Source organism: Variovorax sp. FW305-3-2-15-B-LB1 (assembly GCF_058787635.1).
The window spans coordinates 23,519-47,092 of sequence record NZ_JBYSZY010000015.1; the positions used below are offsets into that span (position 1 = coordinate 23,519).

Sequence of the window (23,574 nt, forward strand, 5' to 3'; positions counted from 1 at the left end):
CCCGATCCTCATATTTCTGTTCCCTTCATTCATACCTGTGAACTTTATTTGGGAATAGATTCACTTCCCAAGGAATTGCGCCGGCCGTAAATGCATTCGTAAAAAAATGCGTCTGCCTTCAACAATTCAGAGCAATTTATTCCTGAAGGGTTGAATGATGAAAGTCGATTTCCCCGCCAACGGGGCAAAAATAGAAGTTTGTGACGCCACGGTGTGCAAGGTAATTTTCAATGTTTGAGCAAAACTCCCCGCACATTGCAGTGTTGGACCCCTCTCCCCGAACGCGGTGGCACGCCAGTCGTGCCGTCAAGATGCTGGGTTATACGCCCGTCGCATTTGCGCATGTCGACGAATTGATTTCGCAGGTGGCGCCCGGCGGTAATTTCGAGGCACTGCTGCTTTCAATTCCGTCGGCGCCCGACGACGTACAAAAACTCGTGGGCCAGGTGCGTGAAACGCTGCGTTATCACACGCCATTGATCATGAGCGCGCGCAAGCGGCAGATCCGCGGGTTGTCGCTGTTGCATGCCGGCCCCGACGACGCCGTGCTGCCGGAGCCGTCGACCTTCGAGGAGATGTACTTCATGCTCGAATTCTTTCTGCGCCAGCGCAACCGGCCGGTGGTGCCGCGCAGCCTCGACTGGCAGGAATTCAGCCTGTTGTCGCCGTTCGACATGGTCGACGTGGCCGGCACCGAGATTCGCCTGACGCCGATCGAATTCGACCTCGCGGCCGAATTCTTCCGCCACATGAACCGGCCGCTGGACCGGGAGCACCTGGAAATGATCGGCTGGCAAAGCGGCGTGGCCGCCGGCTCGCGCACGCTGGACGCCAACGTGTCGAAGCTGCGCCGCAAGCTCGGGTTGTATGTCGACCAGCCGCACGGCCTGTCGCTGCACGCGGTGTGGGGCATGGGCTATCAATTGAGCCAGCTGGGCAAGCGCGAGGCGCCCGGCACCTGGACGTTCCCAGCGGACTTCCGGGTGGCGTCGGCCGCGCCGTCGCAGCTGTCGACCTGAGCGGCGATTCAGCGCGCGGGTGGCTGCTGCTGTTGCGGCTGCGCCAGCACCCAGCGCGCGAGCAGCTGCGCGTCGGCCTCAGATACCAGCGACTGGCGCGGCATGATCACGCGGCCCCAGGTGCCGACGCTGCCGTTGCGGATCTTGTCGGCCAGACGTGCCGGTGCGGCGGCGTCGCCGCGGTAGCGCTCGGCGATCTGCGCGAAGCCCGGCCCGACCTGCTTGTGCACCAGGCCGTGGCAGGCCATGCAGGCGTTCTTGCGGGCCAGGTCGACAGCGGAAAGTTGCGGCTGCTGGGCTGCGGCACCGAAGGATGCGGCGGCGAGTGCGATCGAGAGAAAGTGGGGAGCGGAAAGCCGGGGAATACAGGGCATGGAGGGGAAACCGGGGAGGGGTGAAAACTGTACCTTGCCCTGTCGCAGGCCCCGGATCGCCGCCCGAATGCCCCGTCTGGAGGACGTCTCTCATTCGCGACAAGTCGATTCAAGAGTAACTATATGTATGGTTAAATCCCTCGCAACTACCGCGAAGAGGACGAGGGATTCCCATGAAGCTGCCGCTCAGCATTGCATTGGCCACCGTGGTTCTGGCCGGATGCGCCAGCGCACCGCCGCCCGGGCCCGGCCAGGGCACCGGCATGTCGTACGTGCCGATGGTGGCCATGGAAGGCGTGGACAAGGTGCGCTACGACAGCGACGTGGCCGACTGCCGCACCGCCGCCACCCGCATCACCGCGCGCAGCGAATCGGGCGACGCCATGTGGGCCGCGCTGGGCCTGGGCCTGATCACGGTGCACGGCCAGGGCATCGTCGCCGCGGCCTCGTACACCGGCATCAGCGCCGCCGTCATCGACTGGAACACCCGCCCCAGCAGCGCGCTGATCGCCGAGCACCAGCAGATCGCCATCGTCCATTGCATGGCCAAGCGCGGCTACCGCAACCTCGACCCGAACGTGCAGGACACGTTCTACGGCAACACCTTCAACCCCGTGCTCGCCCTCAAGCCGCGCCGTACGGGCATCGACACCTACAACGTCGAGCGCCTGGCCAAGGCCGGCCGCTGCAACGTGCAGCCGCGCGCCGAGCTGACGGCCAAGGGCCCGGGCTACGAGAGCTACAGCGTGCCGTGCACCACCGGCGTGGCCTGGGCCGTGCGCTGCGAGTTCGGCAACTGCCGCGTGCTGGCGCAGACACCGATGCGCCCCACGGCGCCCGTGCGCCGCTCCTGAGCCGGACCTTCCGGGCTCACTTCACGACCATGCCCTTGAGCGCCGGGTCGGGCGGCGGGGGCTTGAGCTTCATGTTGCGCAGCGTCTTCACGAGCAGCTGCGCGATCATCATGTTGCGGTGCCGCTTGCTGTTGGCCGGAATCACGTGCCAGGGCGCGTGGTCGCTCGAGGTGGCGGCCAGCGCGTTCTGATAGGCCTTCTGGTAGTCGGTCCACTTGGTGCGCACCTCGAGGTCGCCCATGCTGAACTTCCATTGCTTGCCGGGCGTGTCGATGCGGGCCTGCAGCCGTTCGCGCTGCTCGTCCTTGTCGATGTGCAGCATGCACTTGACGACGACGGTGCCGGTCTCGGTGAGCAGCCGCTCGAAGTCGTTGATCTGCGCATAGCGGCGGCGGGCCTCGTCGCCGTCGATCCAGCCTTCGACCACGGGCACCAGCACGTCCTCGTAGTGGCTGCGGTTCCACACCATGATCTCGCCAGTGCGCGGCACGGCGGCGTGGCAGCGCCAGAGGTAGTCGTGCGCGCGTTCGTCCTCGCTGGGCGCCTTGAAGGCCGTCACCCGCACGCCCAGCGGCGAGGTGCGCGAGAACACCCAGCGCACCGTGCCGTCCTTGCCGCTGGTGTCCATGCCCTGCAGCACCAGCAGCACCTTGCGCCGGCCTTCGGCATGCAGCACGTCCTGCAGCTCATCGAGCTCGACGGCCAGGGTGTCGAGCTCGGCACGCTGGGCCGACTCGTCATCCGTGAGAAAGGGCGTATCGTCGGGGTCGATCCGCGAGAGCTTGAACTTGCTGCCGACGCGGTACTTCTTGAACTTGGACATCTGCGGGCGCTCCGTCAAAAAAGAAACGAAGCCCGCAGGGTACGCGAATCAGCGCTGCGGGCGACCGCGTGGAGGCGGGTGGTCGTCGTCGCCGTTGCTTTCGTCGATCGACGCACTCCAGCGGTTGTCCCACTCGGCCTGGTGGCGCACGCCGTCGATTTCGCGCCGGTCGCGCTTGGTCGGGCGGCCCTGCTCGATGGCCAGGGCCGGCTCGCTGCCCATGCGGCGCTGCTCGCGGAAGGCGGCCTGCGCCGCCAGGCTCTCGGGCGTTTCCTCGTACAGCTGCTGGGCCACGGGCGCCGGGCCGCGCTGGCCGCTGAGGCCGCGCACGGTCACGGTCCGCGTGAGCGGGCCCAGGCGCATCGCGACGGTGTCGCCGGCCTTGACCTCGCGCGAAGCCTTGGCGACCTCGCCGTTCACCTGGATGCGGTTCTTGCCGATTTCGTCCGCGGCCAGCGAGCGGGTCTTGAAGAAGCGGGCGGCCCAGAGCCACTTGTCGATGCGCAGACGGTCCATGAAGGTCGGAAAAGAAAGGTCAGCCATTGTGGCGCGACAGCGGCAGCCGCACCACGGCGTCGAGCCCGGTCACGCGGTCGGTGCCGCCGGGGTTGGGTACCGTGCGGTTGTCGAGGCTGATGCGTCCACCCAGGGCCAGAACGATCTCGCGGCAGATCGCCAGGCCCAGGCCCGAGCCGCTCGCGGTGTTGCCCGCCGAGAACGGCGCGAACAGGCGCTGGCGCAGCTCGGCGGAAATGCCCGGGCCGTCGTCGCGCACGGTGAGCACGGCCTCGTCGCCCTCGGCCTGCACGCGCACCGAGAGCGGCGCGCCCGCGGGGCTGTGCTTGATGGCGTTGTGCAGCAGGTTGCGCGTGAGTTCCTGCAGCATCCACTGGTGCGCGCGCACGGTCACGGCGTCGTCGGCGGCCAGCTCGAAGTCGAGCGCCTTGTCGGCCACCAGCGGCGACAGGTCGAGCGCGATGTGGCGCACCACGTCGCCCAGGTCGAGCAGCGCCGACTCGGGCTGCTGGCGCAACTGCTCCACCTTGGCCAGCGACAGCATCTGGTTGGCCAGCGTGGTGGCGCGCTCGACGGTCTGGCTGATCTCGACCAGCGCCTGCTCGGGTGCCACGTCGCCGCGGCGCGCCGACTGCACTTGCGCCTTCAGCACGGCCAGCGGCGTGCGCAACTGGTGGGCGCTGTCGCGCACGAAGCGCTTCTGGTGGTCGAGCAGGCGCTGCAGCCGGCCCATGACCTCGGTGGTGGCGTCGATCAGCGGGCGCAGCTCGGCCGGGGCGCCGGGCGCGTCGATGGGCGAGAGGTCGTCTTCGGGGCGCCGCTCGATGGCTTCGCCGAGCTCGCGCACCGGCCGCGTGGCGCGCTGCACCACGACCACGGTGACCAGCGCGATCACGCCCATCAGCAGCAACTGGCGCCAGAGCATGTCGAGCAGCAGCTTGCGCACGAGCGTCTCGCGCAGCTCCAGCGTCTCGGCCACCTGCACCACGGCCATGCCGCGGCCGCGCGCGCTGGCCACCGGCTGCAGCATCACGGCGACACGCACCGGCTGGCCGCGAAACTCGGCGTCGTAGAAATCGACCAGCGCCGCGTACGCCCCGCGGTCGGGGATGCGCCCGCGCCAGAAGGGCAGCTCGGCGAAGCCCGAGACCATCTCGCCGTCGAGCGCCGACACGCGGTAGAACAGCCGGCTGCGGTTGTCGGCCTCGAAGGCCTCGAGCGCGGAGTAGGGCACGATCGCGCGCAGCCGCGCCATGTCGTCGTAGCCTTCCACGTCGAGCTGCTCGCCGATGGTCTTGGCCGAGGCCAGCAACGTGCGGTCGTAGGCGGTGGTGGCGGCTGCCAGGCTCTGGCGGTACAGGCTCACGCTATTGATCACGACGAACACCGCGACTGGCACCAGGATGCCGAGCAGGAGCCGCGCGCGCAGGGACGACATCGTGCGCCGCAGGGCCGCCCTCAAGTCTCGGCCCGCAAGAGATAGCCCAGGCCGCGCATCGTCATCAGCACGGTGCCGGTACCCACCAGCTTCTTGCGCAGGCGGTACACGACCACCTCGATGGCCTCGTACTGCACCTCGGATTCGCCCGGGAACACCAGCTCGAACAGGCGCTCCTTGGTGACCGCGTGGCCGGGCTTCATCATCAGCGCCTTGAGCAGCGCGAGCTCGCGCGGCGTGAGCTCGAGCAGTTCCGAGCGGTGGTAGACGGCGCCGTTGTCGGGCTCGAAGCGCAGGCTGCCGACCTCCAGCGGGTTCAGCGTGGGGTCGGGCCCCGCGCTCAGGCTGCGCCGGCGCAGCGCGCGGATGCGGGCCTCGAGCTCGTCCAGGTCGAAGGGCTTGGGCAGGTAGTCGTCCGCGCCGGCGTTCAGGCCCATGATGCGGTCGCCCACCGTGCCGCGCGCGGTCAGCAGCAGCACCGGCGTGCGCAGGCCCTCGGCGCGCGCCTGGGCCAGCACCTGCAAGCCGTCCACGTGCGGCAGGCTCAGGTCGAGAGCCACCACATCGGGCTCGACGGCGCGCCACTGCGCGATCGCCTGCGCGCCGTCGCCGCAGATGCGCACGTCGATGCGGCGTCGCCCGAGGGTGCGCTGCAGGGTGATTTGCATCGAGGGGTCGTCTTCGACGAGCAGCAGCTTCATACGGGCAGGGGTCGGTACTTCGGTGTTTTCCCCAGTCTGGTGGACAGCCAACTGACAGCGGGGCGGCGCATGATAGCGGCTCAGGTCCAAGTCAGGTTCCATCCGTTCCCAAGTTCTCAGGAGACACCAACGATGCGTCGCGATACCTTTTTGAAGTCCCTGGCCGCACTGGCCGCTGCCGGCGCTTTGCCGCTGTCGGCGCGCGCTGCCGCCAACGTCAAGATGATGATCCCGGCCAACCCGGGTGGCGGCTGGGACACCACCGGCCGCGCGCTGGGCAAGGCCCTGACCGACGCCAAGGTGGCCGACACCGTCGCCTACGACAACAAGGGCGGTGCCGCCGGTGCGCTGGGCCTGGCCCAGTTCGTCAACGGCTCCAAGGGCGATGCCAACGCGCTGATGGTCATGGGCTCGGTCATGCTGGGCGGCATCATCACCGGCAAGCCGCCGGTCAACCTGTCGCAGGCCACGCCCATCGCGCGCCTGACCACCGAATACAACGTCTTCGTGCTGCCGTCGAACTCGCCGTTCAAGACCATGAAGGACGTGGTCGAGCAGCTCAAGAAGGACCCGGGCAGCGTCAAGTGGGGCGGCGGTTCGCGCGGCTCCACCGAGCACATCGCCGCGGCCATGATTGCGCAGAAGGTCGGCGCCGATCCGTCCAAGATCAACTACGTGGCCTTCCGCGGAGGCGGTGAAGCCACCGCCGCCATCCTGGGCGGCAACGTCACCATCGGCGGCAGCGGCTACAGCGAGTTCGCCGAGTACATCGCCGCCGGCAAGATGAAACCCATTGCTGTCACCTCCGCCCAGCGCCTGCCGGGCATCAACGTGCCGACCCTGAAGGAACAGGGCATCGACGTCGAGATCGGCAACTGGCGCGGCGTGTACGGCGCGCCCGGCATCTCGGCCGAGCAGCGCAAGGCCCTGACCGACATGGTGCTGGCCGCGCTCAAGAGCCCGTCGTGGGCCGAGTCGCTCAAGAAGAACGACTGGACGCCGGCCGTGCTGTCGGGTGACGCGTTCGCCAAGTTCGTCGACGACGACTTCGCCAGCCTGCGCGCGATCATGGCCAAGTCCGGCATGGTTTGAATTTGGCTCGCCCCCAGGCTGCGCGCACTTCGTGTCGCTGCGCCAACCCCCTTCCGGGGGCAACACCTGCGGCCTGGCAGAGCCAGTTCCGCGGTGTTTCTGGAAGGAGGCAGTTCTTTTCCCCCACGACTGCGGGAGCAAAAAATGACAACTCCAGAATCCTCGGTCTCACATTCCGCTGAGGCCACCTCCGGCGCGGCCCGCTGGCCGCAATACGTCGTCGGTCTCGGCGTGCTCCTGACCGGCGCCGCGCTGGCTTTCGGCGCCATCGGCATTTCCTCCGAAGCCGGCTACGGTGGCGTCGGCCCCAACTTCCTGCCCTGGATGGTCTCGATCGTCCTGATGGTCTGCGGCGCGTGGATCACCTGGGAAGCGTTCAGCGGCGGCTTCCGCGAGCTCGACGCGCCCTCCGGCGCCGACGCCGCCTACTGGCCCGGCTTCATCTGGGTGGCGGCGGGCCTGCTGCTCAATGCGGCGCTCATCACCAGCATCGGCTTCATCCTGAGCTGCGCGCTGTGCTACCTGCTGGCCGTGCAGGGCCTGCGCCGCGCCGCCGGGCAGGCCAAGGTCAACGCACCGGCCACCTGGGTCACCGACTTGGTGACCGGCCTGGCGATCTCGGCCCCGGTCTTCTGGATGTTCACCAAGTTCCTGGCCATCAGCCTGCCGGGTCTCACCAGCACCGGCTGGATCTGAGCGGAGCCACGCCAAATGGATATCTTCAACGCACTGATGACCGGCTTCGCGGCCGCGATCACCCCCATCAACCTGCTGTGGTGCCTCATCGGCTGTGCCCTGGGCACGGCCGTGGGCGTGCTGCCCGGCATCGGCCCCGCCGTGGCGGTGGCGATGCTGCTGCCGATCACCGGCAAGGTCGACATCACGGCCTCGATGATCTTTTTCTCGGGCATCTACTACGGCGCCATGTACGGCGGCTCGACCACCTCGATCCTGCTGAACACGCCCGGCGAAACCGCCAGCATGGTCACAGCGATGGAGGGCAACAAGATGGCCAAGAGCGGCCGCGCGGGCGCCGCCCTCGCCACCGCCGCCATCGGCTCCTTCGTGGCCGGCACCATCGCCACCGTGGTCGTCACGCTGTTCGCGCCCTTCGTGGCCGACTACGCCGTGCGCCTGGCGGCACCCGAGTACTTCCTCTTGATGCTGCTGGCCTTCACCACCGTGAGCGCGGTGCTCGGCAAGAGCACGCTGCGCGGCATGACGGCGCTGTTCGTCGGCCTGGCCATCGGCTGCGTGGGGCTGGACCAGATCACCGGCCAGGGCCGCTACACCGGCAACATGCCCGAGCTGCTCGACGGCATCGAGATCGTGCTGGTGGCGGTGGGCCTGTTTGCGGTGGCCGAGGTGCTGTACGCCGTGCTGTACGAAGGCCGCGTGGTCGAGGGCCAAAACAAGCTGACCCGCGTGCACATGACCTCGCGCGACTGGAAGCGTTCGATTCCCGCCTGGCTGCGCGGCGCGGCCATCGGCACGCCCTTCGGCTGCATTCCGGCCGGCGGCACCGAGATCCCGACCTTCCTGAGCTACGCCACCGAGAAGAAGCTCGCGAAGGACGCCGATGCCAAGGCCGAGTTCGGCACCACCGGCGCCATCGAAGGCGTGGCCGGCCCCGAGGCCGCCAACAATGCCACCGTGACCGCCGCGCTGATCCCGCTGCTCACGCTGGGCATTCCCACGTCGAACACCACGGCCATCATGCTGGGCGCGTTCCAGAACTACGGCATCCAGCCGGGCCCGCAGCTCTTTACCACCTCGGCCGCGCTGGTCTGGGCGCTGATCGCCTCGCTGTACATCGGCAACCTGATGCTGCTGGTGCTCAACCTGCCGATGGTCGGCCTGTGGGTCAAGCTGCTCAAGATCCCGAAGCCGCAGCTGTACGCCGGCATCCTGATCTTCGCGACCGTGGGTGCCTACGGCATGCGCCAGAACACCTTCGACCTGTTCCTGCTGTTCGGCATCGGCCTGCTGGGCGTGGTGATGCGGCGCTTCGACTTCCCGACCGCGCCCGTGGTGGTCGGCATGATCCTCGGCCCGCTCGCCGAAGCCAACCTGCGCAACGCGATTGCCATGGGGCAGGGCAGTCCGATCGTGTTCTTCCAGCGCCCCGAGTCGATCGTGGTGATCATCGCCATCGTCGCCGTGCTGGTGCTGCCGCGCCTGGCCAAGCGCATGAGCGAACGCAAGCTGAAGCGATTGGCGCAGCTGGACGCCTGACGCAACCGGCTTTCTCTTTCGGTTCACATGCCGCGGGCGATTGGCGCCCGCGGCATTTTTTTTGAATGCGCCTGCGGCGCCAAGGGGCTTGACTGCGCAGTCATCACCGCGTCGCCGCATGTCCCCAGAATGGCGGCTTCGTTCGGGGTACCGCTTGCATCGCCCGCATTCCATGCCCGGTACGGCAGGGGTGTGACGAGGTATTCCCATGAAGAGTCCACAGACTCTGGCCTGGCTGCTGCTTGCGGCCAGCGTGGCGGCGGAAGTCGCCGGCACCATCGCCCTTCGCCATGCCGAAGGTTTCACCCGCCTGTTGCCATCGCTGCTCACGGCCGCCTGCTACGCCGGCGCGATCTGGCTCATGTCGCTCGCGGTACGCGAACTGGATGTGGGGCTGGGCTACGCGGTCTGGGCCGGTGCCGGCACCGCGCTGATCGCGGTCGCCGGCATGGTCTGGTTCGGTGAAGCGGTCACGCTGACCCGCGTGGTCGGCCTGCTGGCCATCGTGGCAGGCGTGGTGGTGCTGAACATCGAGGCGCGGTAGCGGGTTCACCGCTGCCCGCGCTCAGAGGTCTCAGCGCTGCGGCGCCTCGACCAGGTCGTCGTCGATGTGCGGATCGGCCGGCTGCCCGCGCACCTTGCGCACGGTGCGGCGGATCCAGTGCTCGATGTCGTCCACGTAGGTGAACACGGCCGGCACCACCAGCAGGCTCAGCACCGTGGAGGTGATCAGCCCGCCGATCACCGCCATCGCCATCGGCGAGCGGAAGCTCGAGTCGGCGGTGCCGAAGCCCACGGCAATGGGCAGCATGCCGGCGCCCATGGCGAGCGTGGTCATGATGATGGGCCGCGCACGCTTGTGGCAGGCGTCGCGCAGCGCGTCCCAGCGGCTCATGCCGTGGTCGCGGCGCGCCACGATGGCGTACTCCACCAGAAGAATGGAGTTCTTCGTGGCGATGCCCATGAGCATGATCAGGCCGATCAGCGAGGGCATCGACAGCGCCTTCTGCCCGATCAGCAAGCCCACGAAGGCCCCGCCCAGTGCGAGCGGCAGCGCGCACAGGATGGTCACCGGGTGCAGGAAGTCCTTGAACAGCAGCACCAGCACGATGTAGATGCACAACACGCCCGTGAGCATGGCCAGGCCGAAGCTGGCGAACAGCTCGGTCATCACTTCGGCGTCGCCCACCTCGGCGATGCGCACGCCCGGCGGCAGCTTCTGGATCGAGGGCAGGGCCTCGACGGCCGTCTTGGCGTCGCCCAGGCCCACGCCCGACAGCTCGATCTCGAAGTTGACGTTGCGCGAGCGGTCGTAGCGGTCGATGACGGCCGGGCCGCCTTCCATCGTGAGCGAGGCCACCTGGCTCAGCATGACGGGCCCGCGCGCGCCCGGCACCGACAGGCGTCCGATGAGGTCGAGGTCTTGTCGCGCCGAGTCTTCGAGCTTGACCACGATCGGCACCTGCCGCTGCGCGAGGTTGAGCTTGGCCAGCGCCTGGTCGTAGTCGCCCAGCGTGGCCACGCGCAAGGTTTCGGCGATGGCGGAGCTGGTCACGCCCAGGTCGGCGGCGCGCGCGAAGTCGGGGCGCACGGCGATCTCGGGGCGGATCAGGCTCGCGGTCGAGGTGATGTTGCCCAGGCCGGGAATGGTGCGCAGGTCTTTCTCGACCGCGCCCGCGGCCGCCGACAGCGCCGCCGGGTCTTCGCCGGTGAGCACCAGGATGTACTTCTCGCCCGAGCCGCCCAGGCCCACGGTGCTGCGCACACCGGGCAGGGTTTCGAGCGCGGTACGGATCTCTTTCTCGATCAGCTGCTTGCGCGGCCGGTCGCCGCGCGGGTCGAGCTGGATCGTCAGCGTGGCCTTGCGCGTCTCGGGCGTGCCGAAGTTCGCGAACGGGTCACCGCCCGCGCTGCCGCCCGCCACCGTGGTGTAGACGCTCTTCACGTGGTTGATCTGCATCACGCGGCGGCGCGTTTCCTCGGCTGCGGCCGTGGTCTGCGCCAGCGTGGAGCCCGGCGGCAGCGACAGGTAGACCTGCGTCTGCGAGTTGTCGTCGGCCGGAATGAAGCCGGTCTTGAGCAGCGGGATCATCGCCAGCGAGCCGAAGAAGAAGAGGGTGGCCATCACCATCGTCTTGAAGCGGTTGTGGGTGCTCCACTCCACGGCGCGCATGTACCAGCGCAGCCAGCCCGGCTCCTTCTCCTGCGTGAGGATGGGCTTCATGATGTAGGCCGCCATCATCGGCGTGAGCACCCGCGCCACCACCAGCGAAGCGAACACCGCGAGCGACGCGGTCCAGCCGAACTGCTTGAAGAACTTGCCGGCCACGCCGCTCATGAAGGCCGTGGGCAGGAACACCGCAATCAGCGTGAAGGTGGTGGCGATCACGGCCAGGCCGATTTCGTCGGCCGCCTCCATGGCCGCCTGGTAGGGCGACTTGCCCATGCGCAGGTGGCGCACGATGTTCTCGACCTCCACGATGGCGTCGTCCACCAATATGCCGACCACCAGCGAGAGCGCGAGCAGCGAGATCACGTTGACCGAGAAGCCCAGCAGGTACATGCCGACGAAGGCCGGAATCACCGACATCGGAAGCGCCACGGCCGAGACGAAGGTGGCGCGCCAGTCGCGCAAAAAGAGCCACACCACGATCACCGCGAGGATGGCGCCCTCGTACAGCAGGTGCAGCGAGCCGTCGTACTCTTCTTCCACCGGGTCGACGAAGTTGAAGGCCTCGGTCAGCTCGATGTCGGGACGCTGCACGCGCAGGTCGGCCAGCGCCTTCTGAATGGCGCGGCCCACTTCCACCTCGCTGGCACCGCGGCTGCGGGCCACCTCGAAGCCCACCACCGGCTTGCCGTTGAGCAGCGCGGCGGCGCGCGGCTCGGCGATGGTGTCGCTGATGCGCGCCACCTGGTCCAGGCGGATGCGGCGGCCGTCGCTCAGCGCGATCTGCATGTCGGCGAGCTGGTCGGCCGACTGCACGGTGGCCATGGTGCGCACCGGTTGTTCGCTGCCGCCCAGGTCGATGCGCCCGCCGGCGCTTTCGGTCTGCACCTGGCGCAGCTGGCGCGAGATGTCGGCGGCCGAGGCGCCCAGCGCCTGCAGCTTGGCCGGGTCGAGGTCGATGTGCACCTGGCGCGTGACGCCGCCCACGCGGTTCACGGCGCCCACGCCGGGCAGCGCGAGCAGCTTCTTGGTGATGTCGTTGTCGACGAACCAGCTCAGCGCCTCGTTGTCCATGCGCGACGAGGCGATGGTGAAGGCCAGCACCGGCTGGGCCGCGAAGTCGAGCTTGGTGACGACCGGGTCGCGCACGTCGGCGGGCAGGTCGGCGCGCACCTTCTGCACGGCCGAGCGCACGTCGTCCACGGCTTCCTGCACGGGCTTCTCGAGGCGGAACTCGACGATCAGCGTGGCGGCGCCGTCCTGCACCTTGGTCGTGATGTGCTTCAGGCCCTGGATGGTGGCGATGGAGTTCTCGAGCTTGCGCGCGACGTCGGTTTCGAGCTGCGAGGGCGCGGCGCCCGGCAGCGAGGCCGAGACGGTGACGGTCGGCAGGTCGATGTCCGGGAAGTTCTGCACCTTCATGGCGTTGAACGACAACAGCCCCCCGAAGGTGAGCAGCACGAACAGCATCACCGCCGGAATGGGGTTGCGTATGGACCAGGCGGAAACGTTCATGGCGTGTTCCTTGTGTTGGCTTACTTAGGCGAAGGGGCGGATGCCCCCGCCTTCGCCGGGGTGGCGGACGCAGGCGTCGCTGCGGGCGTGGCATCCACCACGCGCACCAGGTCGCCGTCGTTGAGGAAGCCCGCGCCCTGCACCACGATCTGCACGCCCTCGGGCAGGGCGCTGGTGATCTCCACGCGGTCCTTCAGGCGGCGGCCCGTCTGCACCTTGAGTTGCGCCACGCGGCCGTCGGGCAGCAGCGTGAAGACGTTGTTGAAGCCGTCGCGCGGCACGATCGCGCTTTGCGGCACCGTCGGCGCGGAACTGCGGCCGAGTTCGAAGTCGCCGCGCGCGAACATGCCGGCCTTCACGCCGGTGTTCTGCTGCACGTTGGGCAGGTCGACGTAGACCAGCGCCGCGCGCGTCTGCGGATCGACCGTGGGCGCGATGCTGCGCACCGTGCCCTTCACCTGCGCGCCGCTGGCGCTGACCACGAAGGCCGGCGTGCCCACGGCGACGCGGCCCAGCTCGGCCGAGGTGACTTCGGCGCGCCATTCGAGCCGGCCCTGGCGGATCAGCCGGAACAGCTCGGTGCCGGCGCCCACCACGCTGCCGACCGTGGCGGTGCGCGCGGAGATCACGCCGTCGTCGGGCGCCAGCACCTGCGTGTTGCGCCCGCGCACCTGCTGCGCGGCCAGCACGGCCTCGGCCGCCTCGGCGCGCGCCTTGGCGGTCTGCTCGGTGGTCTGGTACTGGTTGATCTGCTGCTGGCTCAGCGCGCCCGTGGCCTGCAGCGTGCGGGCGCGCGCGGCGTTGCCGGCGGCGTCGGCGGCCGAGGCGCGGGCCTCGGCCAGCGAGGCGCGCGCCTGCGCGATGTCGGCCTGCACCGTCTCGGGCGAGAACACCGCGAGCACCTGGCCCTTCTTCACGGTGTCGCCCACGTTGACGCGCACCTCGGCCAGCTTCAGGCCGTTCGATTCGGAGCCGATCACGGCCTCCTGCCAAGCTGCCACGTTGCCGTTGGCGGCCAGCGTGACCGTCAGCTCGGTGGCCTCGGGCTTGGCGACCGAGACGGTCAGCGCGGGGCGCTGGGCGGGGCCTTTCGCGGCGGGTGCCGCCTTGTCGTCGGCCGGCTTGCGGGTGAGCCACAGGCCTGCGCCAACGACGACGATCAGCGCCAGCAGCGCGAGGACAAGGGTGGAACGCTTCATTGTTTTCATGGCGACGTCGCGACCTTGGCGGCCGGGGTGGTGGTCATAGAGGACGATGCTTCGGCGGGGCGGCTCCAGCCGCCGCCCATCGAGCGGTACAGGGAGACCCAGGCCTCGGTGCTCTCGCGCTGCAGCGAGACGCGCGCGGTCTGCGCGGCGAACAGCGTGCGCCGCGAGTCCTCGAGTTCGAACAGGCTGGTCAGGCCGCTGCTGTAGCGGGCCTGGGTGGCGTCGAACGAGGCCTGGTAGTTCTTCACCGCGCTGTCGGCGTCGGTGCTGCGCGCGGTGGTGGCGTCGAGGTTCACCAGGGCTTCCTCGACCTCGCGCACCGCCTGGCGCACGTTGGCGCGGTAGAGCGACACGGCCTCGGTGTAGCGCGCTTTGGCCGCCTCGGAGTTGGCCGCGCGCGCGCCGCCGTCGAGCAGTGGCACGGTGAGCGACAGCGGGCCGACCGTCCAGGTGTCGAGCGATTCGCGAAAGCCGCTGGTGCGGATCTGCATGCGGCCGATCGAGCCCGAGAGCGTGAGCTTGGGATAGCGCTCGGCCTCGGCCGAGCCCACCTCGGCGCTGGCTGCGGCCACGCCGAGTTCGGCCGCGTACACGTCGGGCCGCTGCGAGAGCGCCTGCGCCGGCACGCTGGCGATGGCGCCGACCACGGGCAGTGAACGCTGCGTGGGCGAGGCCGCGAGCTTCTGCGCCAGCGTGGGCTCGTCGAGCCCGCTGAGCGCCACCAGCGCCTTGCGCTGCACCGCGCACAGGGCGCGCTGTTGCGTGAGGCGGCCGGAGGCGTCGGAGGCGCTGGCACGCGCCAGCGCGGCGTCGGCCGGCGCGGTGAAACCAGCGCGCGCCGACAGGTCGGTGAGCCGCGCCGTTTCGCCGCGCGACTTGGCATCCGATTCGGACACGTTCAGCTGCTGCTGGCAGGCGCGCTCGGCGAAATAGGCGTTGGCCGTCTCGGCCGCCACGGCGACGCGGGCGTCGTGCCATTTGGCGGTGGCGCTGTCCAGCTTCTGCTGGGCCGCGTCGCGGTCGGCGCGCAGGCGGCCGAACAGGTCGATCTCCCACTTCGACTGCAGGCCGGCCTGCAGCGTGGTGACCGGCGCGGTGGAGGCGCTGCTGCTGCTACTGGAAGAACCGCCGGATCCGAACGACGAGCCCGAAACACCCCGGCTGGCCGACGCCGTGCCGTCCAGGCTGGGCAGCAGCGCCGCGCCGGCCTGCACGCGCGTGGAGCGCGCCTCGGCCACGCGCGCCGCGGCGCTCGCGAGGTTGGGGCTGGCGGTTTCGGCGGCGGCGATCAGTTCGACCAGCAGCGGGTCGTCCAGCTGGCGCCACCACTCGGCCAGCGCGGCGAGCGAGCCGCCGTGGGGCAGGGGCGCGTGCCACTGCGCGGGGAAGGGCGCCTGCACCGCGGCGGGCGGGCGCGTCAGGCCGCAGCCGGCAAGGCCGAGGCCCAGCGGCAGGCTCAGAACAAGGGCAATCCGTCGGAGTCGTCTCATGGCTTCTTTCTCTGCTCGGCGGCCACCTGGCGGCGGCGTGCGGTTTCGGCCTGGACCAGCGCCATCGCGTAGCCCGTGAGCCGGTCGGCCCAGGTGTCGATGGCGCGCGGCGTGCGCAGCAGCGACGGGCGCAGGGCCTCGATGAAATCCTGGCTCACGTACAGCTGCATCGACAGCCCGGTGATCGCGAAGGTCAGGCGGTGGATGTCGTCGTCCGCGCGCTCCACCTGCAGGTGGCGGCACAGCAGCTCGACGATGGCGCGGTGCGGGCCCTTGATGTCGCGCTCCAGTTCCTTGGCCCACTGGCTGGTGGGCTCCAGCATTTCGCGCATGTGCAGCTGGATGCACTGGCGCACGATCTCGCCTTGCTTGAGCGGATCGATCATGGCCGCCATGCAGATGCGCAGCGTGTCCTCGAGCGACTGGCCGGGCACGTTGCAGGCGGCCACCAGGTCGTTCGAATCGCTGCCCATCGGCTCGTTGAAGGTGGCGGAGTACAGCCCCTCCTTGTCGCCGAAGTAGTAGCTGATGGCCGAGACGTTCACGCCGGCCTCGCGCGCGATCTCGCGGATCGAGGTCTTGGCGAAACCGTTCTGGGCGAACAGCCGCAGCGCGGTGTGCAGCAGGCGGTGGCGCGCCTCGGCGCCGTCGCTGCGCGGGGCGCGGCGCGGCGAGGGCACGGGCGTTGGCGTGAGAGGGTCCCTGGCGTTCATCGGCGCGATTAGAGCATGATTGAAATCAAACGATTGATTTACTTAAGGCTTGCTGAAGGCTTTTGTTTTTGGTTGCATGTGGGCCTGCGCGCGGCAGGGGCGGGGGCCGCACACAGTACGATCCGCGCATGTCCGTCGCTCCCTCTGCCGCCGCACCGTCGCCCGCCTTGCCCCTGGACGCCGAAGGCATCCTGGCGCTCGCCGCGCGCTCGATGTTCCATCTGTTTTCGAGCATCAGCCAGGGCATGTTCCTGGTCGACCGCAGCGGGCGCATCGTCTGGGTGAACGAGGGCTACCGCCGCTTCCTGCCGGCGCTGGGTTTCTCGTCCATCGACGAGTTCATGGGCCACATGGTCGAGGACGTGATTCCCAACACCATGATGCGCCGCGTGCTCGAAACCGGCGAGCCGATCCTCATCGACCTGCTGACCAACAAGGCCGGCACCTTCGTCGTGAGCCGCATCCCGTTGCGCGAGGAGCGCGAAGACGGGGAGGGCCTGGGCAAGGTCATCGGCGCCATCGGCATCGTGCTGTTCGACCAGCCCGAGACCACGCTGCAGCCGCTCATCAGCAAGTTTGCGCTGCTGCAGCGCGACCTCGACGATGCGCGCCGCGAGCTGGCCAGCCAGCGCAACAACCCGCTGTACCAGCACGCGCCCGACGGCCAGCGCCGTTCCAAGTACACCTTCGCGAGCTTCATCGGCAGCAGCCCGGCGGCGGTGGAGGTGAAGCGCCACGCGCGCCGCGCCGCGCAGTCCACCAGCCCGGTGCTGCTGCTGGGCGAAACCGGCACCGGCAAGGAGTTGCTGGCGCATGCGATCCATGCGTCGTCCACGCGCGCCAAGGGGCAGTTCGTCAGCGTCAACATCGCCGCCGTGCCCGACACGCTGCTCGAGGCCGAGTTCTTCGGCTTCGCGCCCGGCGCCTTCACCGGCGCCGACAAGCGCGGGCGCGAAGGCAAGTTCAAGCTGGCCGACGGCGGCAGCCTGTTCCTCGACGAGATCGGCGACATGCCGCTGGGCCTGCAGGCCAAGCTGTTGCGCGCCTTGCAGGAAGGCGAGATCGAGCCGCTGGGTTCCAACAAGCTGATTCCCTTCGACGCCCGCGTGATCGCCGCCACTTCGCGCGACCTGCCCGAGCTGGTGCGCCGCGGCCTGTTCCGCGAAGACCTGTATTACCGCCTCAACGTGCTGCCGCTGCGCGTGCCGCCGCTGCGCGAGCGGCGCAGCGACATCCCGGCGCTGGTCGAGGCGCTGGGCGAGGACATGGCGCTGCGCAGCGGCGAGGCCCCGCCCGAACTCACGCCCGACGCGCTCGCGCTGCTGGCTGGCCAGCACTGGCGCGGCAACATCCGCGAGCTGCGCAACGTGCTGGAGCAGGTGACGATGCGCAGCGACTCGCAGCGCATCGACGCGGCGCAGCTCGAACGCATCCTGCGCGAGGCCGGGCTGGAGCAGATCGAGGCGCCCGACACCTCGCACGGCCTGCGCGACGTCGACCAGGAGGCAGCCCTGCTGCGCCCGCTGTCGCAGCAGGTGGTCGAGCTGGAACGCAAGGCGATCGCCGCCGCGCTCGAGAGCACCGGCGGCAACAAGCTCGCGACCTCGCGGCTGCTGGGCATCTCGCGCGCCACGCTGTATGAACGCATGACGGGGATGGGACTGTCATGAGCGTGAAGGCACTGCGCTCCACCTTCGGCCCGAACTGCCACTGGTGCGGGCTGCCGATGGACTTCGACGAGCCGCACGGTCGCCCCGAGTCGGCCACCATCGAGCACCTGCTCGACGCCACGCTGGGCGGCGTGCGCCAGCAGAAGCACCGGCGCCTCGCGCATGCGGTGTGCAACCACACGCGCAACGAGCTGCGGATGCGGGCCGAGCGCGAGTTCGAAAGCTGGCTCGCGGCGCGCCGCGACTCTGCTGGGAAACCCTGACTGATCAGCAGACAGTTGTCTGAAAACAAGACAACGCAAATGCACTGAAATCAGGCGAAACCGGTTGCGCCCGAATGAGGAAGCCTTTGTTATCAATGGCTTAGGTGGGTGGCACGAACTGTGCAATATTCAGTCACCTTTATCAGGAGACAAGACATGCACCGTCGCCACCTCATCGCCCTGGCCGCCCTGGGCGCCACCGTTGCCACCATGCCCGCCTGGGCTCAATCGAACGAGATCCGCATCGCCCACGTCTACAGCAAGACCGGCGCGCTGGAGGCCTACGGCAAGCAGACGCAGACCGGCCTGATGATGGGCCTGAACTACGCCACCGGCGGCACGATGATGGTCAACGGCAAGAAGCTGGTGGTCATCGAGAAGGATGACCAGGGCAAGCCCGACCTGGGCAAGTCGCTGCTGGCCGCGGCGTACTCCGACGACAAGGCCGCGCTCGCGGTCGGCCCGACCGCTTCGGGCGTGGCGTTGGCCATGCTGCCGGTGGCCGAGGAGTACAAGAAGATCCTGATCGTCGAGCCCGCCGTGGCCGACTCGATCACCGGCGACAAGTGGAACAAGTACATCTTCCGCACCGGCCGCAACTCGAGCCAGGACGCCATCTCCAACGCCGTGGCCATCGACAAGGCCGGCGTCACCGTCGCCACGCTCGCACAGGACAACGCCTTCGGCCGCGACGGCGTGAAGGCCTTCGGCGCCGCGCTGAAGAAAGCCAAGCTCGCCCACGAGGAATACCTGCCGCCCGCCACCACCGACTTCACGGCCGGTGCGCAGCGCCTGATCGACAAGCTCAAGGACCAGCCGGGCCGCAAGATCATCTGGATCGTCTGGGCCGGCGCGGGCAACCCGTTCAAGATCGTCGACCTCGACCTGAAGCGCTACGGCATCGAGATCGCCACCGGCGGCAACATCCTGCCGGCCATGGCGGCCTACAAGTCGCTGCCGGGCATGGAAGGCGCGGCCTACTACTACTTCGGCATCCCGAAGAACCCGGTGAACGAGGCCATGGTCGCAGCCCACTACAAGGAATTCAAGACGCCGCCGGACTTCTTCACCGCAGGCGGCTTCTCGGCCGCGATGGCGGTGGTGACGGCGCTGAAGAAGACCAACGGCGACACCGGCACCAACAAGCTCATCAGCACCATGGAAGGCATGAGCTTCGACACGCCCAAGGGCAAGATGACCTTCCGCAAGGAAGACCACCAGGCGATGCAGTCGATGTACCACTTCAAGATCAAGGCCGACCCCGCGTTCGCGTGGGGCGTGCCGGAGCTGGTGCACGAAATCAAGCCGGAAGAGATGGACATCCCCATCAAGAACAAGCGCTGAACACGGCGCTGATCGCCCCCTGAACCCGCGGCGCGCATGCAGGCGCCGCCCCCTTTTCGCCCCGGATGGCCGCCGGGCGAAGCGCCAGCCTGCGTCCGCGCCAGCTGTCGCGCTCCACGGTCGATTCGTCAGTCTGCAAGCAAGCGTTCGATACACAAACCAATAGGAGACAGCGATGCCAGCGATGCGATGGAACAACTGGAAGGGGTTTGCCGCAGCAGCGGTGATCACGGCGGCGGCGCAGGCCGCCACGGCGGCCGTGCCGCTGCCGGCACTGGGCGCCAACCCGGCGGAGGTGAGCGTGTCCGGCCTGTCGGCCGGCGGCTTCATGGCGGTGCAGCTGCACGTGGCCTATTCGGCCACCTTCAAGCGCGGCGCGGGCGTGGTCGCCGGCGGTCCGTACTACTGCGCCGAAGGCTCGGTGGTCAATGCCACCGGGCGCTGCATGACGCACAGCACCAGCATCCCGGTCTCCACGCTCGTGAGCACCACCAACAGCTGGGCCGCCAGCGGTGCGATCGACCCGGTGTCGAACCTCACGAACTCCAAGGTCTACCTGTTCTCGGGCACCTCCGACAACACCGTCAAGCAGCCGGTGATGGACGACCTGAAGACGTATTACCAGAGCTTCGTGCCGGCCGCCAACACGGTCTACAAGAACAACCTCGGCGCGGGCCACGCGATGGTCACCGACGACTACGGCGGCGCCTGCAGCACCACGGCCGCGCCGTACATCAACAACTGCGGCTTCGACCTCGCGGGCGAGATCCTCACGCAGCTGTATGGTCCGCTGAACCCGCGCAACAACGGCGCGCTGGGCGGCACCTTCACCGAGTTCAACCAGTCGGAGTTCGTCACCGGCCACGGCGTGGCCGCCACCGGCTGGCTCTACGTGCCGCAGGCCTGCACCACCACCTCGTGCCGCGTGCACCTGGTGCTGCACGGTTGCAAGCAGAACTACACCGACGTGAGCGACCAGTACGTCAAGAAGACGGGCTACAACCGCTGGGCCGACACCAACAACATCATCCTGATCTACCCGCAGACCAGCACCGCGGCCACCAACAGCTGCTGGGACTGGTGGGGCTACGACAGCGCCAACTACGCCAAGAAGTCGGGCCCGCAGATGGCGGCCATGAAGGCCATGATCGACCGCGTCACCGGTTCGGCCGGCGGCGGCGGGCTGCCGGCGCCCACCGGTGTGGGCACCTCGGGCGCGACCAGCAGCAGCATGGTGATCGGCTGGGCCGGCGTCTCGGGCGCCAGTGGCTACAACGTGTACCGCGGCGGCAGCAAGGTCAACGCCTCGCCGGTGGCCGGCACCAGCTACACCGACACCGGCCTGGCCGCGTCGACCAGCTACAGCTGGACCGTGGCCGCGCTGAACGCGAGCAACGTCGAAGGCGCGATGTCGGCGGCCGCCACGGGCGCGACGACGGCGGGCCCGGGCGGCGGCGGAACCTGCTACACCGCGAGCAACTACACGCACACCATGGCCGGGCGCGCCTATGCGCTGTGGGGACTGACCTATGCCAACGGCTCGGGCCAGTCGATGGGTCTGTGGAATATCTACGCCATGACCACGCTGAAGCAGACGGGCACCAACTACTACGTGATCGGCACCTGTTGAGGCCGTTCACCCTGCACTGATTTTTTCGATTCGCAAGGACCTTTCCACAATGCTTGAGACCCGGGATCTGACCATCCGCTTCGGAGGGCACGTGGCCGTCAACAGCGTGAGCTGCGCATTCGCGCCAGGCACGCTGACGGCCATCGTCGGCCCCAACGGCGCGGGCAAGACCACTTACTTCAACCTGATCTCCGGGCAGCTCAAGGCCTCGGCCGGCACGGTGTCGCTCGACGGGCAACCGTTGTCGCACCTGTCGCCGTCGGCGCGCACGCACGCCGGGCTGGGGCGCGCGTTCCAGCTCACCAACCTGTTCCCGAACCTCACGGTGCTGGAGAACGTGCGGCTCGCGGTGCAGGCCACGCGCGCCGGCGCGCACCGCCACGGGCTCAACCTGTGGAGCATCTGGAGCGACCACAAGGCGCTGACCGAGCGCGCCGAGCAGATCCTGGCCGACGTGGCCCTCGAGCCGCGCGCCCACGCCACGGTGGCCAGCCTGCCGCACGGCGACCAGCGCAAGCTCGAGGTGGCGCTGCTGATGGCGCTCGAACCCAAGGTCTTCATGTTCGACGAGCCCACGGCCGGCATGCATGCGGCCGAGGCGCCCGTCATCCTCGACCTGATCCGCAAGCTCAAGCAGGACAAGACCAAGACCATCCTGCTGGTCGAACACAAGATGGACGTGGTGCGCGAGCTCGCGGACCGCATCATCGTGCTGCACAACGGCACGCTCGTGGCAGACGGCGAACCGGCCGAGGTGATCGCCTCGCCGGTGGTGCAGGAGGCCTACCTGGGCATCGCGAAGGAGGCCGCATGAGCACCGAAAATTTGCTGACCCTGGAAGGCGTGCAGACGCACATCGGGGCGTACCACATCCTGCACGGCGTCGACCTGGCCGTGCCCAAGGGCCAGCTCACCATGCTGCTGGGCCGCAACGGCGCGGGCAAGACCACCACGCTGCGCACCATCATGGGCCTGTGGCATGCGTCGCAGGGCAGGGTGCAGTTCGCCGGCAAGGACATCACGGCCCTGCACACGCCGCAGATCGCCGAACTCGGCGTGGCCTACGTGCCCGAGAACATGGGCATCTTCTCCGACCTCACGGTGAAGGAGAACATGGTGCTGGCCGCGCGCGGCGCCAAGAACGCCGACGCCATCGACGACACGCGGCTGAAGTGGATCTTCAAACTCTTTCCCGCGGTCGAGAAGTTCTGGAACCACCCGGCCGGCAAGCTGTCGGGCGGACAGAAGCAGATGCTGGCCGTGTCGCGCGCCATCGTCGAGCCGCGCCAGCTGCTCATCATCGACGAGCCCAGCAAGGGCCTGGCGCCCGTGATGATCAACAACATGATCGAGGCCTTCGGCGAGCTCAAGGCGAGCGGCGTGACGATCCTGCTGGTCGAACAGAACATCCACTTCGCCCAGCGCCTGGGCGACACCGTCGCGGTGATGGACAACGGCCGCATGGTGCACAGCGGCTCGATGGCCGCGTTCTCCGCCGATGCGCAACTGCAGCAATCGCTGCTCGGACTCGCCCTATGAAACTCGACTTCGACTGGAAGCCTCTGCTTCTTGCCCCCATCCTCGCGCTCGTCGCGCTGCCGCTCACGGGCTCGGTCTCGACCTGGCTCACGCTCACGGTGGCCGGGCTGGCGATGGGCATGATCATCTTCATCATCGCCTCGGGCCTCACGCTGGTGTTCGGCCTCATGGACGTGCTCAACTTCGGCCACGGCGTGTTCATTGCGCTGGGCGCCTTCGTGGCCAGCAGCGTGCTCGGCCTCATGGGCGACTGGACCGGCTCGGGCGAGCTGTGGCGCAACCTCGTGGCCGTGTTTCCGGCCATGCTGGCCGCGATGGCGGTGGCCGGTGCCATCGGCCTGGCCTTCGAGCGCTTCATCGTGCGGCCGGTGTACGGCCAGCACCTGAAGCAGATCCTCATCACCATGGGCGGCATGATCATCGGCGAAGAGCTCATCAAGGTGATCTGGGGCCCGGCGCAGATTCCGCTGCCGCTGCCCGAGGCGCTGCGCGGCTCGCTGCTGATCGGCGACGCCGCCATCAGCAAGTACCGCCTGCTCGCGGTGGCCGTGGGCGTGGTGGTGTTCGGCGTGCTGGCCTGGACGCTGGGCCGCACCAAGATCGGCCTCCTGATCCGCGCGGGCGTGCAGGACCGCGAGATGGTCGAGTCGCTGGGCTACCGCATCGGGCGCCTGTTCGTCGGCGTGTTCGTGGTGGGCAGCGCGCTGGCCGGCCTGGGCGGCGTGATGTGGGGGCTGTTCCAGCAGAACCTGGTGCCGCAGATGGGCGCGCAGGTCAACGTGCTGATCTTCATCGTGATCATCATCGGCGGGCTGGGCTCGACCGGCGGGGCGCTGCTCGGCGCGCTGCTGGTGGGACTCATGACGAACTACATCGGCTTCCTGCTGCCCACGCTCACGCAGTTCGCGAGCATCTTCCTCATGGTGGCCGTGCTGCTGTGGCGCCCGCAGGGCGTGTACCCCGTGGCGAACCGTTGAGGA

General features: G+C 68.5%; 22 protein-coding genes. 13 read left to right on the top strand and 9 right to left on the bottom strand.

From position 1 onward, the window contains the following. Nucleotides 1-311: 311 nt before the first annotated feature. On the top strand, nt 312-1,019 hold the full coding sequence (locus AC3WQR_RS11970; protein WP_185993578.1) for a winged helix-turn-helix transcriptional regulator: 708 nt from the start codon (nt 312-314) through the stop codon (nt 1,017-1,019). Nucleotides 1,020-1,027: 8 nt separating this feature from the next. On the opposite strand, the gene AC3WQR_RS11975 is transcribed toward AC3WQR_RS11970, so the two are convergent. Then, a complete protein-coding gene (locus tag AC3WQR_RS11975) occupies nt 1,028-1,393 on the bottom strand; it encodes a c-type cytochrome (RefSeq protein ID WP_492742161.1) in 366 nt (121 codons plus the stop codon). Nucleotides 1,394-1,566: 173 nt separating this feature from the next. Here AC3WQR_RS11975 and AC3WQR_RS11980 point away from each other — a divergent pair, with 173 nt between their 5' ends. Next, nucleotides 1,567-2,247, top strand: coding sequence for a hypothetical protein (locus AC3WQR_RS11980; RefSeq protein WP_062481152.1), 681 nt, complete (start codon nt 1,567-1,569; stop codon nt 2,245-2,247). Between the two features lie 16 nt (nt 2,248-2,263). Here AC3WQR_RS11980 and AC3WQR_RS11985 read toward each other — a convergent pair whose 3' ends face one another. Genes AC3WQR_RS11985 through AC3WQR_RS12000 form a run of 4 tightly spaced genes read right to left on the bottom strand, consistent with a single transcriptional unit; the run spans nt 2,264 to nt 5,725 of the window. Then, entirely contained in the window at nt 2,264-3,070 is an 807-nt protein-coding gene (locus AC3WQR_RS11985; RefSeq protein WP_492742163.1) for a PPK2 family polyphosphate kinase, read from the bottom strand. A gap of 48 nt (nt 3,071-3,118) precedes the next feature. Then, nucleotides 3,119-3,586, bottom strand: a complete 468-nt coding sequence (locus AC3WQR_RS11990) for an RNA-binding S4 domain-containing protein (RefSeq protein ID WP_062481157.1) — start codon at nt 3,584-3,586, stop codon at nt 3,119-3,121. 19 nt (nt 3,587-3,605) lie between these two features. After that, nucleotides 3,606-5,024 carry a sensor histidine kinase gene (locus AC3WQR_RS11995; protein WP_172438295.1) on the bottom strand — a complete coding sequence of 473 codons (1,419 nt, stop codon included), beginning with the start codon at nt 5,022-5,024 and terminating at the stop codon, nt 3,606-3,608. A 20-nt stretch (nt 5,025-5,044) separates the two neighbouring features. Further along, nucleotides 5,045-5,725, bottom strand: coding sequence for a response regulator transcription factor (locus AC3WQR_RS12000; protein ID WP_062481159.1), 681 nt, complete (start codon nt 5,723-5,725; stop codon nt 5,045-5,047). Nucleotides 5,726-5,857: 132 nt separating this feature from the next. Here AC3WQR_RS12000 and AC3WQR_RS12005 point away from each other — a divergent pair, with 132 nt between their 5' ends. The 4 genes from AC3WQR_RS12005 (at nt 5,858) to AC3WQR_RS12020 (ending at nt 9,596) form a co-directional block, all read left to right on the top strand. Further along, complete coding sequence (locus AC3WQR_RS12005; protein WP_070060440.1) at nt 5,858-6,817, top strand: Bug family tripartite tricarboxylate transporter substrate binding protein; 960 nt, start codon at nt 5,858-5,860, stop codon at nt 6,815-6,817. Between the two features lie 144 nt (nt 6,818-6,961). Further along, on the top strand, nt 6,962-7,513 hold the full coding sequence (locus tag AC3WQR_RS12010) for a tripartite tricarboxylate transporter TctB family protein (protein ID WP_354343494.1): 552 nt from the start codon (nt 6,962-6,964) through the stop codon (nt 7,511-7,513). A gap of 15 nt (nt 7,514-7,528) precedes the next feature. Then, nucleotides 7,529-9,052, top strand: coding sequence for a tripartite tricarboxylate transporter permease (locus tag AC3WQR_RS12015; RefSeq protein ID WP_354343496.1), 1,524 nt, complete (start codon nt 7,529-7,531; stop codon nt 9,050-9,052). Between the two features lie 208 nt (nt 9,053-9,260). Next, on the top strand, nt 9,261-9,596 hold the full coding sequence (locus AC3WQR_RS12020; protein ID WP_095745062.1) for a DMT family transporter: 336 nt from the start codon (nt 9,261-9,263) through the stop codon (nt 9,594-9,596). A 30-nt stretch (nt 9,597-9,626) separates the two neighbouring features. On the opposite strand, the gene AC3WQR_RS12025 is transcribed toward AC3WQR_RS12020, so the two are convergent. The 4 genes from AC3WQR_RS12025 to AC3WQR_RS12040 are packed head-to-tail and all read right to left on the bottom strand — an operon-like array spanning nt 9,627 to nt 16,148. Beyond that, complete coding sequence (locus AC3WQR_RS12025) at nt 9,627-12,737, bottom strand: efflux RND transporter permease subunit (protein WP_492742164.1); 3,111 nt, start codon at nt 12,735-12,737, stop codon at nt 9,627-9,629. A gap of 20 nt (nt 12,738-12,757) precedes the next feature. Next, nucleotides 12,758-13,945: an efflux RND transporter periplasmic adaptor subunit gene (locus AC3WQR_RS12030; protein WP_095947807.1), complete on the bottom strand. Its 1,188-nt coding sequence runs from the start codon at nt 13,943-13,945 to the stop codon at nt 12,758-12,760. Beyond that, on the bottom strand, nt 13,942-15,435 hold the full coding sequence (locus AC3WQR_RS12035) for an efflux transporter outer membrane subunit (protein ID WP_492742165.1): 1,494 nt from the start codon (nt 15,433-15,435) through the stop codon (nt 13,942-13,944). The genes AC3WQR_RS12030 and AC3WQR_RS12035 overlap by 4 nt, the downstream gene beginning before the upstream one ends. Then, a complete protein-coding gene (locus tag AC3WQR_RS12040; protein WP_492742167.1) occupies nt 15,432-16,148 on the bottom strand; it encodes a TetR/AcrR family transcriptional regulator in 717 nt (238 codons plus the stop codon). Before AC3WQR_RS12040 ends, AC3WQR_RS12035 begins: the two co-directional genes overlap by 4 nt. Before the next feature lie 128 nt (nt 16,149-16,276). On the opposite strand from AC3WQR_RS12040, the gene AC3WQR_RS12045 reads away from it, so the two are divergent. The 7 genes from AC3WQR_RS12045 (at nt 16,277) to AC3WQR_RS12075 (ending at nt 23,571) form a co-directional block, all read left to right on the top strand. Continuing rightward, nucleotides 16,277-17,818 carry a sigma-54 interaction domain-containing protein gene (locus AC3WQR_RS12045; protein WP_492742168.1) on the top strand — a complete coding sequence of 514 codons (1,542 nt, stop codon included), beginning with the start codon at nt 16,277-16,279 and terminating at the stop codon, nt 17,816-17,818. Continuing rightward, on the top strand, nt 17,815-18,081 hold the full coding sequence (locus tag AC3WQR_RS12050; RefSeq protein WP_070060447.1) for a hypothetical protein: 267 nt from the start codon (nt 17,815-17,817) through the stop codon (nt 18,079-18,081). Before AC3WQR_RS12045 ends, AC3WQR_RS12050 begins: the two co-directional genes overlap by 4 nt. Nucleotides 18,082-18,237: 156 nt before the next feature. Beyond that, on the top strand, nt 18,238-19,425 hold the full coding sequence (locus AC3WQR_RS12055) for a substrate-binding domain-containing protein (RefSeq protein ID WP_070060448.1): 1,188 nt from the start codon (nt 18,238-18,240) through the stop codon (nt 19,423-19,425). 175 nt (nt 19,426-19,600) lie between these two features. After that, complete coding sequence (locus tag AC3WQR_RS12060) at nt 19,601-21,055, top strand: extracellular catalytic domain type 2 short-chain-length polyhydroxyalkanoate depolymerase (RefSeq protein ID WP_492742169.1); 1,455 nt, start codon at nt 19,601-19,603, stop codon at nt 21,053-21,055. Between the two features lie 49 nt (nt 21,056-21,104). Continuing rightward, nucleotides 21,105-21,869 (top strand): ABC transporter ATP-binding protein, encoded by a 765-nt coding sequence (locus AC3WQR_RS12065; RefSeq protein ID WP_095947803.1) that lies wholly within the window; start codon nt 21,105-21,107, stop codon nt 21,867-21,869. Further along, nucleotides 21,866-22,594, top strand: coding sequence for an ABC transporter ATP-binding protein (locus AC3WQR_RS12070; protein WP_492742171.1), 729 nt, complete (start codon nt 21,866-21,868; stop codon nt 22,592-22,594). The genes AC3WQR_RS12065 and AC3WQR_RS12070 overlap by 4 nt, the downstream gene beginning before the upstream one ends. Beyond that, nucleotides 22,591-23,571: a branched-chain amino acid ABC transporter permease gene (locus AC3WQR_RS12075; RefSeq protein WP_062475880.1), complete on the top strand. Its 981-nt coding sequence runs from the start codon at nt 22,591-22,593 to the stop codon at nt 23,569-23,571. Before AC3WQR_RS12070 ends, AC3WQR_RS12075 begins: the two co-directional genes overlap by 4 nt. Nucleotides 23,572-23,574: the final 3 nt, after the last annotated feature.